The organism is Catenulispora sp. GP43 (assembly GCF_041260665.1).
In the GTDB taxonomy this organism is placed as follows: Bacteria; Actinomycetota; Actinomycetes; order Streptomycetales; family Catenulisporaceae; genus Catenulispora.
On sequence record NZ_JBGCCT010000032.1, the window covers coordinates 43922 to 59821 of the forward strand.

Below are 15900 nucleotides of genomic sequence, written 5' to 3' on the forward strand. Positions count from 1 at the left end.
AAGGCCAGTCGGACTTTTCCGCCGCCGCACTAAAGGCCGACAGCCAGTGCACTGGCGCGGGGCGGACTCTCATTCGACTGTCGAAGTGCTGGTGCTTCTGCGCTTGCGCCACTGCATCGGGGACATGCCGTACACCTCACGGAACGCCCGGCTGAAGTGGGAGGAGTTGGAGAATCCCCACCGCGCGGCCACCCCGGCCACAGACCGGCGGTGTGCGTCGGGCCGGGCCAGATCGCGGCCCGCGGCCTCCAGCCTGCGCTCACGCACCCAGCCGTTGACGGTCGTGCCCTGCTGCTGGAACAGCACATGCAGATACCGCACCGATATGTGGTGCCGGTCGGCGATGGCTTGCGGGGTCAAGTCGGGGTCGCCGAGGCGCTCCTCGATGGCCGCCTTCACCCGGTCCAGCAGTGCCTGGCGCGGTACTCCCGCCGGCGGGTTCCGGCTGATCTGGTGGGTCACCGCCGCACACACGACATCGGCGGCGGCGCGGGCATGGTGCCCGCGCAACGCCGCGTCCGCGACAGCATGCTCTTCGACCAGCGCGGCCGCCAGCATGCTGAGAGCGCCGACGGCATCATCGTCGATCAGGGTCGCGGTGACGGCTCGAAGCGCCGATTCCTCCAGCCGCATCAGAGCACGCGGCATCGTCAGGACGTATGCGCGCTGCCGTCCGGAACAGACGATCTTGAAGGGCCGTCCCGCATCGTGGAGCACCAACGCCCCGGCCGGCACTCGGAGCGAACGCCCGTCCTGGATCAGCAGGACATCGCCCGCGACCTGCAGGCGGGCCAAGATGTGCCGACGCGATTCGATCCCGACGCCGCTGCCACGGCGGGCGATGACCACCGGCCCTGATTCCTCGATGGCCACCTGCACTCCGCCACTCCACTCCGCCGTGACGGACGCCGGGAACGACTTGGCGCTGCATGCCGCCATCTCGACGTCCCCGTAGGCCCGCGACAGCGCACGCCGCCAGGCCTTCGCACCGTCTTCGGGCCCGTAGTCGGCGCTGGAGAAGGCGGTCGGAGCCAGACTCTTCAGCACCGGTGCACGGACGGCCGGGGTTCCGGAGGTCATCCTGGCTCCCCCGCCGCGTTCCCTTCGGCGAGCTGCTGCAACCACTCGGACGGCGAGATGCCGTAGGCACCGCGGAACACCCGGCCGAAATGCGCGCTGCTGGAGAACCCCCACCGGCGGGCGATCTGTCCCACGCCGGCGGCACCACCGCCGGCAGCCAGTTCGCTCCGGCATTCGAGCAGGCGCAGCTCGCGGATCCATCGCCCGACGCTGGTGCCCTCGTCTCGGAACAGCTTGTGCAAATAGCGCACAGAGATTCCGTGGGCCAGCGCGATCGCCCCCGGGCTCAGCTCCGGATCGGACAGATGGCAGCGGATGAAGGCCTTGATCCGGAACAACAAGGCCCGGTCCGCGCCGGGCAGGTCGGCCGATCGCAGGCCGAGATGGTCCGCGGCCGCCGCCGCCAGCAGACCGGTCATGCTCTGCGCCAGGCGGCCGACCGCGGCGGCGTCGTAGCGCGTGGAGACGTCCGCCAGCCGGTCCATGAACGGCGAGACCAGCGCGGTGATTCCGTGGGTCGGACGCATCGTCCGGGCGGTGAGCTGCCGGAGTTCGGCCTCGCTCGGGCCGAGCAGGTATCGGGGCACGGCGAAGATCTTCATCGTGAACCGCTCGGGAAACCGGGTGCGGTAAGGACGCATGGTCTCGAAGAACGCGATATCCCCGGGTTCCAGGTCGGCGATTCGGCCGTCCTGCTCGACCTGGCAGCGGCCGCTGCTCTGGACCGCGACGAAGACCTGGCCGCCGTCGCCGCGGGCGATGAAGCGGGGAGCCCGGTGCATCTCCCCCGGGTCGCAGTCCACTCTGGTGATCTGCAGGTCTCCCAGTTGGTCGATGGTCAGCGAGGCGTCGATAGTGGGCCGCTCGGTGGTGATGTCCATCCCGACGAGCGAGGCCATGACGGCGTCGCGCCAGAAGTCCAGGCGCTCGGTGGCGGGCACCGATCGGGTGGTGATCACGTGGCCCCGGGACGGGTCGGCCGACACGACGCCGTCGTCCCCGTCTGGAGATGAGTCCGGTGTCTCTCGCATGGTTCCAGCCTGCCGGGGCCGGGCTGTGAACCGCATGAGTCGCCCGACTGACCGGTGACTGGTTCGGCGGAATCAGCTCCCGGTCACCCTGGAGCGCAGGAACTCGCAGCCGTATCGCACCGCGGCCCGGCTGGGAGGACTGTCCTTCAGCGCGTTCAGGGCGACGAAATCGTGGACGGTCCCCAAGAATCGCATCGCGGACGCCTCGACCCCGGCTTCGCGCAGTCGCCGAGCGTACTGTTCGCCCTCGTCCCGGGCTATATCGGCCTCGGCGGTGACGATCAGCGTCGGCGGCAGACCCTCCAGGTCGCCGCGGCCCGCGTGCAGTGGGGAGGCGGTCGGCTCGTTCCAGTACTCACAGCCGTACAGGTACTCCCGCCAATAGCGACGCAGCGCTTTGCGAGTCAGCAGATAGCCGGTGGCGAACCGGTGCTGGGACTCGCTGTCGCAGGCAGCGTCTATGAGTGGATAAAAAAGCAACTGTGCGGCAAGGCGGGGACCGCCATGTTTCTTGGCCACCATGGCGAGCGCCGTCGCGAGAGTCGCGCCCGCGCAATCACCGGCCACGGCTGTCCGGTCCGCGTCCAGGCCCAGTTCGTCCTGCTGGTCCACGATCCAGGTCAGCAGTGCGTAGCACTCCTGCAGCGCGATCGGATAGCGAGCCTCCGGTGTCCGGCTGTATTCGGGCACGACGGCGGCCGTGCCCGTTCCCTTGACCAGTTCGCCGACCAGACGCACGTGGGTCTGGGCGTCGCCGAGCATCCACCGGCCACCGTGCACGTAGAACAACGTCGGAGGTGGCTTGCCGGCACCTCGGACGTCCCTCGGCCGGAAGATCCAGAAACCCACGAGCCCGGAAGGCCCGACCGGCGCCACCCGGAACTCGGCGTGCACATCGAAGTCCTCGATGCAGTCGGCCTGAACCTCCTGCAGCGCCTGGCGCCCCAGAGCCGGCCCCAGGTCGTCCAGGGACGGCGGCGCCGATGAAGCCGCGATGAGCTGTTCGACGGCAGGATCGAGAACCACCGTGATCGCCCGGTACGACTCGACATCGTCGCTCGAAACCGGCTCCATCCCTCGCGCTTCCCCCCGACCCGTCCAGCACCCTATCCCGGCGATCCCGGTCGACCTTACCCGTCTTCCAGCAGATCACGCAGCTGGTGCCGACTGCTGATGCCCAGTTTGGGATACACGTTGTACAGGTGCGATCCCACAGTCCGGGGCGACAGATAAAGCTGTTCACCGATCTCACGATTCGACAAGCCGCTGGCTGCGAGCTGGGCGATCTGTTGCTGCTGGGCCGTGAGCAGGCCCAGCACCGCGGAAGGTTCCTGGGCGGTGGCGACCCCGCTGGCCCGCATCTCACCGCGGACGGCTGCGATCAGCGGACCCGCGCCCAGTTGCTCGGCGACTTCGAGCGCGGCAGCGAGTTGTTCGCGCGCCCCGGTCGTCCGTCTACGGCGCCGCAGCCAGAGCGCGTAGCTCAGCCGGGCCTGGGCACGTTCCAGCGGCCATTGCTCGCCGCCGGGATTGACCAGGGCCAACTGGAAGCTGTTCTCCGGATCGGCTTCGGGGTCGACGAGTGCTGCCGCATGGTGTATCAGCAGCGTCATGCGGGTGCTCGGCCGCTCCCCCGCACCGTCCCGGATCCGCCGCAGGACCACCGCCGCCTCCTGCGATCGGCCTGATCGGACGGCGGCGACAGCGAGGTCTGCCACGGCCCGTGCGGACAGGTGCGGGTGTTCGGGCTCGCCGTCGGCATCGAACAGGCTCCTCAGCGAGCGGAAAGCACCGGTCCAGTCGCACCGCGCCGCGGCGGACCACGCACGGGCGTGCGCGAGCCGAGCACGGGTGGCGGCGTTCTCGTCGAGATCGACGTCGATCCCGACCGCGCGGCCGGCGGCGTCGTCGGCCGTTGCCTCACCCCGCAGCGCAGCGAGGCCGAACTGGAGCACCCGAAGATCAGCCGCCACCCGGCTCATCCCGAGGACCGCGGCCTCATCCCCAGCCGTCTCGATCAGCGTGCCGGCTTCGGCCCAGCGGCCTGTGGCCACCAGGGTGTCGGCCAGCGGGGCGACCGTCAGCGCCCGGATCCCGAAAGCCGCACGGACTCGTAGCTGAGAGTCGGCTCGGCGGTATTGCTCGATACACGTATCCGGTTCGTCTGCACGGTAGGCCACCGTCCCGGCCGCGAGTCGGCGTGCGATGCGGCCGGGGCCGTCGGGAAGCACTCCCAAGCGGGGGTGCTCCAGCCGACGCAGAACGGGAGCGGCCAAGACCTGCCCCACGGCGACCGAGATGTAGTCCTGCAAAGCCGATCGGAGTGCGGTGTCGTCCAGCAGCGCGAGTACCTCCGGAGCAGCGCCGCCGGCGTCGTCGGCCGCCTCAGCGCGAGCGAGAATCCGCATGGCCTGTCGCCGGTGATCGGCCAGACCGCTGTGTTCGGCGATGCAAGTGGCGACCGTCGCGACGGCCAAAGCCAGCGGACCACTGACATCGCCGCAGCGTTCCGCCGCCTCCATCAGCAGATCGAAGGCCTCCTTCTGGTGTGACGCCGCCGACAGCGTCGTGGCCACGGCACAGGCCACGGCGCAGCCCGACTGCGCATCGCCGTTGTGCCGGATGAACTCCTCATGCAGGGCCCTGACCCACTGCAGATCTCCCACAGCACAGGCGGCGAGGAGAGCCTGGCCGAGGCGGATGCCGCGACCGGGGCTCGGCGTGAGGCGCGCGGCGTCTTCCAAAGCGCCGGCAGCGGTGAAGGCGTCGCCAGCCGACCAGGCCGCAGCGGCCAGGTCCCGGGCCACATCCGCGTCGAGTCCCAGCGCCGCGGCGGCCAGGTGCCGGGCGCGGTGTGCCGGGTTCTCGCCGACGGCTGCAAGATCACGGTGGGCTTGTTGACGAAGGTGCACAGACTGCCAAGCGACGGCGGCACTGCGCCCCAACGGATGGCAGAAGACGATACTCCGGCCGTCGACAGTGACCAGGCCCGCCGCCTCGGCTGGAGCCCACACCCTCAGGTCGCCGGCACCTAAGGCGGCCATGATCGCGGCCATGTCCTCGCCAGGCGCCGCGACCCCGGCATAGAGCAGTGCGCGCTGGGTCTGCGCCGGAAGATCGCGGATTCGAGTCACGAACCCGCGCTCCACACGCGTCACACCAGGTGCCGGACTCGCGAGGAAGGCCCGGGCGCCAGGTACCCGGGTGGCGTGGCACAACTCCAGAAGCGCCGACGGATTCCCGGCGGCTCCCTGAAGCACCTCCAGCCGGCGGCGGCCGACGGGCGCGCCGGGCTGCGCGTCCAGGATCTCCGCGGCCGATCCCAGGCTGAGCGGCCCCACATACAAGACGTCCGCCTCAGACGGCAGCCCCGCGGGGGCGATGTCGCCACGAGCCGCGAGCAGCACCGAGACCCGGCGGTTCGCCGCATGCCGGGTGAGCCAGCACAATGCCGCCAACGTCGGCGCGTCGCAATCCTGCACATCGTCCATGACGATGACCGTCCCGGCGGGAGCATCCAGCGCGCCCAGCATCGCGCGGGCAGACGCGACGCTTCGAAGCCTCAGACCCGCGGCGACCCGGCGTTCCGAAGCCGCGGCCGATCCGGAATCGAACAGCCGGCGCAAACCGGCGAAGGGAACGTTCTTCTCGGCGGTCCAGCACTGGGCCGACAACACCTGGGCCCCGGCAGCCGAGGCGCGTTCGGCGACCGACCGCAGGATCCGCGACTTGCCGATTCCTTCCTCGCCCAGCAGGACGACGATCCCGGAACCGTCCGGCCCGCACTCGGCCGACCCGAGGATCCGGCTGATCTCCGCGTCCCGTCCCACCGTCTCGATCGTCGACTCCCGTGGCCCAGACCAGTTTCTAAGCGGCCGCCGGACGCCTCCGACCGGCCCGATCGATTCTTCCCGGTCTCTTCTGGCCGCTGGTATCTGTCACATGACCAGTCTCGCGGGCAGCGCGCCTTCCGCGGGTGCGGTCGGATGGGTCGGCCTGGCAGGATGAAGCGATGGTCATGATCCTCGGCCGGGACGACGGTCTGTCCCGGCTCGGTCTTCTGCTCGATGCCGCCTTCGACGGAGGGCCGAACGTGCTCGTGCTCACCGGCGAACCCGGAGTCGGCAAGAGCACCCTGGTCGAATGGACGGCACAGCAGGGTGTCATCCGCGGCATGCGGACGCTGTTGGCCCGGGGCAGCCGGAGCGAGTCCGGATCGCCTCTGGCGGCGATTCAGCAGCTGCTGCGTCGGATCGAGCCAGACGTCCCGGACACCCACGCCGGAGTGGCGAACCTGCTGTCGGACACCGCGAAACGGCAGCCCTTGCTCCTCCTCGTCGACGACCTCCAGGGGCTCGACCACGAATCCGTGGCCGTCCTGTCGTTCGTGGCCCGGCGCATTGCCGGCGAATCCATCGCGGTGCTGCTCGCGGCGCGGGAAGACGCGGTACCGGACCGCTTCGACCGGGACTTCCCCACCCTGGTCGCCGAACCGCTCGACCGCCCGGCCTCCGGTCGGCTCCTGGACGCCCAGCCGCATCCGCCGCACGGCCGGGTACGCGTTCAGATCCTGGAGCAAGCCGCGGGCAACCCGCTGGCCTTGATCGAGCTCACCCGGGCCGTCGCCGGAAACCGGGACGGGGACCTCGCCGGCTCGCAGTCCCTGCCGCTGACCAAGCGGCTCGTGGAGACGTTCGCCGCCGACCTCCCCGACCTGCCAGCCCCGACCCGCAAGGCCTTGCTTCTGTTCGCGGCCGGCGCCACCCGGTGGTCGCAGGCGCACCGCGCCGACCCGGATCTGGTCGGCGAACAGAGCCTGGAGGCCGCCGAGCGCGCCGGGCTGGTGCGGATCGAGGCCGGACGGGTGATCTGGCGCCATCCTGTAACGAAAGCCGCGGTCTACTGGTCTGCGTCCTTCGCCGAGCGCCGCGCAGCCCACCTCGCGCTCGCCGCCGTCACCGACGCCGACACCCCGGAATGGCGGGCCCGGCACCTGGCCGCTGCCGCCTTGGGCCAGGACGAGGACGTCGCGGCCGAGCTGGCCCGCGGCGCTGATCGGGCCGAGAGCCACGGTGCGCAGGCCACGGCAGCCACGCTGCGAGAACGCGCAGCCGAGCTGACGCCCGACCCCGCTGTGCGCGCCAGGCGACTGCTCGCCGCGGCACAAGCAGCGATGCTGGCCGGCTACCCGCAGTGGGCTGGAGACCTGGCCGGCCAGGTCACCGAGTTCACCCAGGATCCGGAGGTCCGTGCTCGCGCCGCGCTGTCCGGCGGATGGGCGCTGGGGATCACGCTCCGTCACGATGAGGCGCTGGCGCTGCTGTTCTCCGCCGTCGAGAGCCTGCCGCCCACCGATCCGGCCCAAGCCGCCGACGCTCTGGTGACGGCGGCGACATCCGTCTACCACTCCGGCGACCCCTTTCACCGGTCGGAGTTCGAACGGCTCTGGGCTCCGGTCTCGAACCTCCCCGAGCATGTCGAGCGGGCCTGGCCGATCGCCATGCTGCATCCCCACACACGGCGTGCCGCGGGTCTGGACGCGTTGCGGCACAGCCTCGCCGGGCTGAACGAGGTTTCCCCGCCGGCCTTGGTCGCGCTCGGTAGCGCCGCCTGGATCCTCGACGAGACCGATACCGCCGTACGCCTGCTGGGCCGAGCCTTGGACCAGGTACGGCGATCCAGGACCGGCACCGTAAACGCCTCCGTCGCGCTGGCCCTGGCAACGGCGTTGTTCGAGAGCGGAACGTGGGCGTCGGCCGCCGGCTGCGCCGAGGACGCCTTCCTGATGGCGACCGAGGCCGAAGCGGACTGCATCACGGTGGAGTCGCAGCTGCTGCGGGCCACCCTCAGGGCCCTAAGCGGGGCGCACGAGGAGGCTCGATCACAGGCGCTCAACGCCGTGAAAGGCATCGATCTGCGGAAAGCCCGCAACGTGCACGTGCGGTACCGTTACGCCCTGGGGATGGCGGCGCTGGTCGCGGGCGACATGGTCCCGGCTTACGAACAGCTCCGCAGCGTGTTCACACGAGACTTCCAAACCAGCCCGATCCACTACCACGCCTCCGTGTACTACCTCGGCGATCTGGCGTCGGCCGCTGTCCGGGCCCACCGCGCCGACGACGCACGCACCGTGATGAAGGCTGTCGAGCAGACCATCGGCCCCGGCGCTTCACCCCGTGCGCAGGCGATCCTGCACCGGGGGGCGGCTCTGCTGAGCGGCGATGATCATGCTGCTGCGGAAGAACACTTCCTCGCGGCCCTGGAAGATCCCGCTTGTACCCGCTGGCCGTTCGAGCACGCCCTGGTCCAACTCGACTACGGCGAATGGCTGCGCCGCCGTCGGCGGGCGGCCGAGGCCAGGCCGAGGCTGGCCACCGCGCTGGAGATCTTCCAGCGCCTGGACGCGTGCCCATGGCTGGACCGGGCCACGGCCGAGCTCAGGGCGGCCGGCGGTCCGACGACGCCGCCCGCGGCGGACAGTCCCGGCGCCGATCTGACTCCGCAGGAACTCCAGATCGCGCAGCTGGCCGCGCAAGGACTCACCAACCGCGACATCGCCACGCGGCTCTTCCTGTCGCCACGCACTGTCGGCTTCCACCTGCACAAGATCTTCCCCAAGCTCGGCATCACAGCCCGAGCCCAGCTTCGGGACGCTCTGGCCGAACCGCCTCGGCCAGTGGATTGATCGCGTTAGGGCTCGGCTGTGTGGAGACGCCGCGCTCCGGCGTCTCCACGCAGCCGGTGCAGCTGGTCAGCCGGCGGCCCGAACCGCCTTCAGAATCAGATCTGCGACGGTCGCGGGGTGAGACAGGGCGACCGCGTGCGAGGCTCCCTCGACCTCGATGACGGTGGCGCCGGAACGACGGCCGCCGAGCCGCTCCACCTCGGGGTTGATGGCGTTGTCCGCACCGGACACCAGGAGCCAGGTCGGCTTGGTCTTCCACGCGGCGGCGGTCGCCTTCTCCCCGAAGGCGGCGGCGGTCAGCGGCCGCTGGGCCACGGCTAGGACCTTGCTGACCTCCTCGGGAACGTCGGCCGCGAAGACCTCGGGGAACGCCTCGGTGTTGATGGTGAATTCGGCGACCGGCTCACCGTCGGGGCCCGGGTAGCTCCACTCCTTGAGGTTGCTCGCCAGCGGGGTGGCGGGGAAGCCGCCCTGGAGCTCGCCGAGGCTCTCACCCTCCTCCAGCACGTACGCGGCCACGTAGACGAGGCCGACGACGTTATCGGCGACGCCGGCGACCGTGATGATCGCGCCGCCGTAGGAGTGCCCGACGAGGACGACCGGGCCGTCGATCTGGGCGACCACGGAGGCGATGTACGCCGAGTCGCCGGACAGGCTGCGCAGCGGGTTCGCCGGCACGAGGACCGGCACGCCGGCCGATTGGAGTTCCTTGACGACGCCGGACCAGCTTGCGGCGTCGGCGAACGCGCCGTGCACGAGCACGACGGTGGGGATGGTTTCAGTCATGGTGATGTCTTTCGCTGAGCGGACAGATGCTACTTGGCCGCTCACGCTAAAGACGTCTGCGACCCGGATCTGACCGCGAGCGCACCAGCCTGCACCGCAAAGTGCACCGGTCCCGCGTCGCGACTGCCTTGTTCTCTCCATGCTGAAAGGCAGTGCGCTGCGCGGCACAAAACGTCCACGTCCCGCTTCTAGATTCACGGCGAATGTCCCCCCATGGACCGTAGAGGCCACCGAACAGGAGTCCCGTCTTGACTACCGACCAGCAGCCCAATGACGCAGATGTCTTCAACCCGGACGTGTTCCCCATCGTCCCGGCGCGCACCTTCGACGACCTCGAGGTCGGTGAGGTGTTCCGAGCCCCGAGCCGGACACTGACCGACGCGCACGCGGCGGCGTTCCAGACCGTGTCCGCGGACAACCACCCCATCCACTACGACACGCGGTACGCCCGTCGGCACGGCCACAGCGCGCCGGTCGTCCACGGGTTGCAGGTCCTGGCGTTCACCGCGCCCGGCGCCACCTTGTTCCCCCACTTCATCGGGGACGTGTTCGTCAGCTTCCTGGAGCTGTCGTGCAGCTTCCTCGGTGAGGTGCACTCCGGCGACACGCTGTACCCGGCATTGACCATCACGGCCCTCGAGCCCCAGGGCGAGACCGGCGTGGTCGTCACCGCGGCCACCATCCACAACCAGCGGGGCGACCTCGTGCTCTCGGGACAGCACAAGTACTTGCTGCGCCGATAGCCCGTGCACTGCGCGGCTTATCGAGGTGCGCTGACGGAAAGGCCGGCGCACCGGCCCTCCTTAGCATGAGCCCGACGCCGCACCGTGACGAGCCGCGAGGAGAATCATGTGAAAGCAGACCGTCGCCGAACAGTACGTCGACCTTCTGGCACGCGCCGGAGTCCAGCGCATCTACGGCGTCGTCGGCGACAGCCTCAATCCCGTCGTGGACGCCGTCCGCCGCACGACGGCATGAAGTGGATCCAGGTACGGCACGAGGAAGTGGCCTGTCCTAGTCGAAAACGCTGATACAGACGCTGGCCTGGGTTTTCATGCTGCGGGATGGTATTCGTTGAGCAGTCCTCCGAGTCGTTGTCTCCTGTGGATCTGACCGGCCTGGGTGGGGAATCGGAGCACCGTAGCGTCGTCGTCCGGTGCGCGTAGTGCCATGCCGTGACCTTGGTGGGACCGGCCGGCGTTGTAATGATCGAAATGCTCAGTCAGCAAACCGGTGCAGGTGGCGTTGGCCGGTGATGAGGAGTCGGTCGCAGCATTCGCGGCGGATGGAGCCGATGAGCCGCTCGGCGTAGGCGTTCATCCTGGGGGCCTGCGGTGCGGTAAGCAGGACCTCGACGCCGATGGAGGCGAACACCGCGTCGAAGGCCTCGGTGAACTTCGCGTCCCGGTCGCGGATCAGCCGGGTGAAGCGGCGGCCGCTCTGCTCAAGATCGAAGGCTAGTTCCCGGGCAAGTTGCGTGGCCCAGGCGCCGGTCGGATGGTCGGTGACACCCACCAGAGAGGCCCGGCGACTGCCGACCTCGATGACGACCGCCGCATACAGCCGTTTCAGCATGACGGTGTCGACGTGCAGGAAGTCGATCGCCAGGATCGTTTCGGCCTGGGCGCGCAGGAACGTGCGCCAGGTGTCGTCGCGCCGGGACGGCGGCGGGATCCGATGTGCCCGCAGGATCTTGCGGATGGTGGAGGCGGCCACGCGATGTCCGAGCCGGCGCAACTCGCCCTGGACGCGAACGACGCCCCAGGTGGGGTTCTCGGTGGTGAGTCGGATGATCAGCGCCACTACGTCATCTGGGATTGGTGGGCGTCCTGGTGGCTTGGGCTGGCGCCACTTCGCGGCGAGTAGACGACGGTGCCAGCGTAGAAGGGTGCCGGGAGTTACGATTCGGTGCGCGCGCAGCGTCTTGGGCAGCAGGCGGGACAGCGCGGCCAGCACAGCACGGTCCGTCCAGCCGATCCGCGGCTTCGGGTTCGATCGGCGCAGCACCGCGACCTCCTGACGCAGCGCGAGAATCTCGACGTCTTTCGACACTGAGGACCGGGCCAACAACGCCAGCCAGGACAACACCTGGACGAAGATCCGGTACAGCAGTCGCACAGCCACGAGCACCGATCATATGCAACGATCACCCAGGTCAAGACCGGTATCCGAGTATTCGACCAGGACAGGGATCCTTCCAGGTCTCCCAGCAACGCATCCCTGTCCCTTCCGTGTCCCAGGTTTCGACAAACCCCGCGCATGCAGCGCCTAACAGCTGCTCAGGACCTTGATCGGGACAAGCAGAGCCGGGCCTCACGCCCCACTCCTAACAGAATGCACATGAGGCTCTGACGGGCTACGCCGAGATCCCCAACGAGCTCTTCTCTCCGCGCGTGCGGGGCTGATCTCGGGTACGGGGCCGTCGACTGGCCGGGGCCGACGTGCTCCCCGCGGGTACGGGGCTGATCCCTGAGCCGGCGGCGAGCCGCTTGCGCTTGGCGGCGTGCTCCCCACGCATGCGGGGCTGATCCCCTCGACGGAGTCGTCGTCGATTGACCGCAAACGCATGAGTCCGGCATCGAGCACAGGACCGCGCAAGAGACAGAATTCGACCACTCCAAGGCGCCGGACCAGCCATCAGCGCAAGCCCGTGCGGCTCGACCTACACAAGTACGCATGGGCTATGCCTGGCCTGGCAGTGCCAGTTATACGAGTCCGTCCCCGGACCGCACCCGGACACTTCTGCTGAGACGACAGAGAGCACGCGGCACGGATCGGAACGCCGCGGGGTTGTCCGACAGCGGGCGATACGCTCAGGCACAGCCCCTGACCTGGCGATACCGTGGCTGGGGGCTTCAGACTGACCCGTCTGGCCGGCCGGCACGACGCGACATCCAACGCTACGAAAATCAAGCCCGCGACCAAGATCAGGTACGGAGTCGGGACGGCCGTACCCGGACCGTACCCGGACACTTCTGCATTTCCCGAAACCCGGGCCCGTCGTTCGAACGTTCACGCTAAGAGTCGCGGTGACTCGACTCGACAGAAAGAAAAACCCCAGCTCATCTGGGGTGAGCACGAGTTTGAACGAGTGCCCCCGGCAGGATTCGAACCTGCGACCATCGGATTAGAAGTCCGGTGCTCTATCCACTGAGCTACGAGGGCCTGGCGGCGACGCGGGCTCATCTTAGCGGGTCGGGGGTGGGTTCCAGCCTGACGTTTCTGGTGGGTGGTGTGGCCCCGCCGGTGGGCGGGGCCGGGGGTGGGTCAGGCTTCGGGGGTGAGGATGGTGTGCAGGTCGCGGCGGGCTTTTGCCAGGATGGCGCGGGCCTGGTCGTGGTGGGTGGGGTTGGGGGTGCTCACGGCTGCCGTGTAGGCGTTGGTGAGCTTGCGGAGGGCTCGGTCGGCGCCGGCCAGGCCTTCGCGGGTGGCGCGGTGGGCGGTGCGCTGGTCGCGGGTGGGGCGGTCGGTGTCGCGGGCGGGGCGGTCGGTGTCGCGGGCGGTGCGGCGGGCTTCGGCGTGGGCCGTGCGGTGGTGCTCGCGGTGGGCCTCGCGGTCGGGGCGGTGGTGCTGGTCGTGCTCGGCGCAGTTGTGGTTGTGGTGCGCGGTGCGGTGGTGCTCGTGGGCTTCGGCGCGGCGGCGGTCGCGGTGGGTGGCGCGGCGGTCGAGGGCGGCGGCGAATTCGGGGGCGCGGGGGTCGAGGCCGTGGGCGAAAGCGAATTCGAGGACGCGCTGGTCGGGGCCGGAGGCGAAGGCACGGCGGGAATCGCGGGGGTCGAAGCCGGGGCGGGAATCGCGATGGGCGAAGCCGGGGCGGTCGGAGGTGCTGACGTCGAAGGCGCGCCGGTCGTGGCCGCGGCGGGAGAAGCGTCGGGGGCCGGGTCCGCGGCGGGCGAAGTCGGGGCGGTCGAAGTCGCGGCGGCGGGACCTGCGAGGGCCGAAGTCACCCGGGTCGAAGTCGCGGCGGTCTGAGCTGCGGTGGTCGGAGTCGCGGCGGTGAGAGCTGCGCGGGCCGAAGTCACCCGGGTCGAAGTCGCGGCGGTCGGAACCACGGCGAGCGAAGTCGCGGGGGTTGAAGTCGCGCGGGTCAAGGTCGCGCGGGTCGAGGTCGCGGAGGTCGGGACCGCGGCGGCCGTAGTCGCGGCGGCTGATGCTACGCGAGTCGGAGTCGCGGCGGTCGAAAGGGCGCGGGCCGGGACCGCGGCGGCCGAAGTCACGGCGGTCGTAGTCACGCGAGTCGGAGCCACGGCGGTCGGGGCGGCCTCGGTCGGAGTCGCGGTTGTCGGAGCCGCGGTCGTCGCGGGCGCGGCGGTCGGAGTGGTGGTGGCAGTCCGGGTGGCCGGGGCCGTGGGTGCGGCGGGTGGTTCGGGGGTTGGGGGTCTGGTTGGGGGTGTTCATGGTGTCCTCTTTCGGGGGGGGTGACGATCGTCTCCGATCTGTCTTTGGGTCTTGTGCGACAGTCTTTGGTTGCTGTCGATACGTTAACGATATATCGATTACTTGCGGGAGGCAAGTCATACAGAGAGCCGCAGCTCAGGGTGGCTGCGGCTCTGGTGGTCGGGCTGGTTCGGATGCCGGTGGGGGTCAGCTGGTGGTCGGCTGCGTCGGCTGCGTAGGTCGCGAGCGATACATCGCGCTGGTCGCCACGATCGCCAGCGCGAGGCCGGCGGCTACCAGGAAAACAAGGTCGTAGCCGGACGACAGAGCAGACCTGGACGGAGTAGACCCCTTCGCGGCGCGGGTCGCGGCGATGCTGGCGAGGATGGCCAGGCCGATCGAGCCGCCGGTCTGGTCGGCGGTGGTGGCCAGGGCGCCAGTGATGCCGGCGTCGGTGGGGGCGGCTGCGGCTGCGGTGGTGGTGGTGTGGTGGTGGCGGCGGCAATGAGGGTGGGGAAGGTCAGGCCGATGCCGGTCGCGATGAGGAGCATGGAGCCGAGGATGTCGGTGAGGTAGTTGGAGCCGGTGTGGGCTTGGGCCAGCCAGCCGAAGCCGAGGAGGAAGCACGCCCCGCCGGCGGCTAGTGCGGTGACCGGATTGGTTCGCCGGTTCATGTGTTGTCATGCGGCCAGGGCGAGGTCGCCTCGGGCGCGTCCTCCCCAGCGCAGTCCCTTCTCGCTGCGGACCCGGGCGCGTTCGCGGCGCTGGGCGGCGATCACGTCGGGGTGGCGGCTGTGGGCGTTGCGCCAGGTCAGGTAGGCGTGCAGGTCGCGGGTCTGTACGGCGTGGTGGGAGCGGTGGGAGTGGGCCATGGTGAACTGCCGCAGCGGCCTAAACTGCGCCTCGATCGGGTTGGCCCAGGAGGCGTACGTCGGAGTGAACAACAGCGTGACGTGGTTCGCGGCGGCCCAGGCGCGGATGTCCTTGTTCTTATGCGCCGACAGGTTGTCCAAGATGATGAAGATCTGCTGGTCGGCCGGTCGCGTCCGCCGGATGCTCTTGAGCGCGAGCAGGGTGTTGACCGCGCCCTTCCTGCGCCGGTTGATCCCCCACAGCCGGTCGGCACCGACGCTGTAGCAGCCGTGGAAGTAGGTCACCCCGTGCGTGCGGTGGTAGGTGGCCGGCAACCGCCACGGATGCCCGGCCCGGGCCCAGCCGGCCCCGGCCACCGGGCGGATGCCCAGCGGCCCGAACTCGTCGAACGCGAACGTCACCTCGGCGTGGTGCTCCAACGCGTCCTCGATCGCGGCCAGCTTGGCCTCCTTGTGCGGATCCGGGGGCTCCTTCCAGGTGCGGGTGCGCTGGAAGGTGACCCCGCGCCGGGACAGCAGCGTGCGCAGCGTCTCACGCCCGATCCGGATCGGGCGGACCGGGTCAGCGGCGAGGTGCGCGGCCGGCTTGCGGATCGACCACCGGGTGAACGGCGCCCCGGACTTCCCGGGGCGCTGGCTGGCCACAGCCACGACGTAGTTTTCGTCGTCTTCACTGAGCAGGCGGGCGCGGTGGCCCGCCCACCGAGGGTCCAGGCATCGAAGACCGATCTCGTTGAACGCGTGGATCACATCGCGCGCCGTGTCCTCGTCCGCCGCCACCAGCCGCGCGATCGCCGGCACGGTGTTCCCACTGGACGAGGCCAACACGATCATCGCCCGCCGATACCGCACCGGACTGGCCGACCCGCGCCGCACAATCCGCAACAGCCGCTGACCTTCCTGATCGGTCAGCCGCCTGGCTTTCACTCGTTCCGCCATCAGTGCCTTTCCACTCGATGAGACGATCCATCCCACCAAAGCAGGCAACTGCGACAGCTATTCCCGAAGCCGGTGGACCAATCCGGTCACCGCACTAGCAGGGCTCGGACTCCGGCGCGGGGAAGCAGGG

The 15900-nt window shown here is 69.7% G+C and carries 10 protein-coding genes, 1 tRNA gene and 1 pseudogene; 3 read left to right on the top strand and 9 right to left on the bottom strand.

Annotated features, from left to right (window positions below; all coding sequences use genetic code 11):
* Window positions 1–69 precede the first annotated feature (69 nt).
* The 4 genes from ABH926_RS42760 to ABH926_RS42775 all read right to left on the bottom strand — a co-directional run bounded on the left by ABH926_RS42760 (window position 70) and on the right by ABH926_RS42775 (window position 5941).
* Window positions 70–1080: a helix-turn-helix domain-containing protein gene (locus ABH926_RS42760; protein ID WP_370372277.1), complete on the bottom strand. Its 1011-nt coding sequence runs from the start codon at window positions 1078–1080 to the stop codon at window positions 70–72.
* Window positions 1077–2111, bottom strand: coding sequence for a helix-turn-helix domain-containing protein (locus ABH926_RS42765; protein WP_370372279.1), 1035 nt, complete (start codon window positions 2109–2111; stop codon window positions 1077–1079). The genes ABH926_RS42760 and ABH926_RS42765 overlap by 4 nt, the downstream gene beginning before the upstream one ends.
* A 72-nt stretch (window positions 2112–2183) precedes the next feature.
* Window positions 2184–3185, bottom strand: a complete 1002-nt coding sequence (locus ABH926_RS42770; RefSeq protein ID WP_370372281.1) for an alpha/beta hydrolase — start codon at window positions 3183–3185, stop codon at window positions 2184–2186.
* A gap of 56 nt (window positions 3186–3241) precedes the next feature.
* Window positions 3242–5941 (bottom strand): AAA family ATPase, encoded by a 2700-nt coding sequence (locus ABH926_RS42775; protein WP_370372283.1) that lies wholly within the window; start codon window positions 5939–5941, stop codon window positions 3242–3244.
* A gap of 182 nt (window positions 5942–6123) precedes the next feature.
* Here ABH926_RS42775 and ABH926_RS42780 point away from each other — a divergent pair, with 182 nt between their 5' ends.
* Window positions 6124–8796, top strand: a complete 2673-nt coding sequence (locus ABH926_RS42780) for a LuxR C-terminal-related transcriptional regulator (RefSeq protein WP_370372285.1) — start codon at window positions 6124–6126, stop codon at window positions 8794–8796.
* 66 nt (window positions 8797–8862) lie between these two features.
* Here ABH926_RS42780 and ABH926_RS42785 read toward each other — a convergent pair whose 3' ends face one another.
* The gene (locus ABH926_RS42785; RefSeq protein WP_370372287.1) at window positions 8863–9582 is read right to left on the bottom strand and encodes an alpha/beta fold hydrolase; all 720 of its coding nucleotides are present in this window, start codon (window positions 9580–9582) and stop codon (window positions 8863–8865) included.
* A gap of 248 nt (window positions 9583–9830) precedes the next feature.
* Between ABH926_RS42785 and ABH926_RS42790 the strand changes: the two genes are divergently transcribed.
* On the top strand, window positions 9831–10325 hold the full coding sequence (locus ABH926_RS42790) for a MaoC family dehydratase (protein ID WP_370372289.1): 495 nt from the start codon (window positions 9831–9833) through the stop codon (window positions 10323–10325).
* A gap of 145 nt (window positions 10326–10470) precedes the next feature.
* Window positions 10471–10592 (top strand): annotated as a pseudogene (locus tag ABH926_RS42795) (thiamine pyrophosphate-binding protein); the annotation flags it as partial.
* 208 nt (window positions 10593–10800) lie between these two features.
* On the opposite strand, the gene ABH926_RS42800 reads toward ABH926_RS42795, so the two are convergent.
* The 4 genes from ABH926_RS42800 to ABH926_RS42815 all read right to left on the bottom strand — a co-directional run bounded on the left by ABH926_RS42800 (window position 10801) and on the right by ABH926_RS42815 (window position 15770).
* Window positions 10801–11706, bottom strand: coding sequence for a helix-turn-helix domain-containing protein (locus tag ABH926_RS42800; protein ID WP_370372291.1), 906 nt, complete (start codon window positions 11704–11706; stop codon window positions 10801–10803).
* Between the two features lie 968 nt (window positions 11707–12674).
* Window positions 12675–12747 (bottom strand) — tRNA-Arg (locus ABH926_RS42805).
* A 102-nt stretch (window positions 12748–12849) separates the two neighbouring features.
* The gene (locus tag ABH926_RS42810) at window positions 12850–13980 is read right to left on the bottom strand and encodes a hypothetical protein (RefSeq protein WP_370372293.1); all 1131 of its coding nucleotides are present in this window, start codon (window positions 13978–13980) and stop codon (window positions 12850–12852) included.
* Window positions 13981–14639: 659 nt separating this feature from the next.
* Window positions 14640–15770: an IS630 family transposase gene (locus ABH926_RS42815; RefSeq protein ID WP_370372295.1), complete on the bottom strand. Its 1131-nt coding sequence runs from the start codon at window positions 15768–15770 to the stop codon at window positions 14640–14642.
* Window positions 15771–15900: the final 130 nt, after the last annotated feature.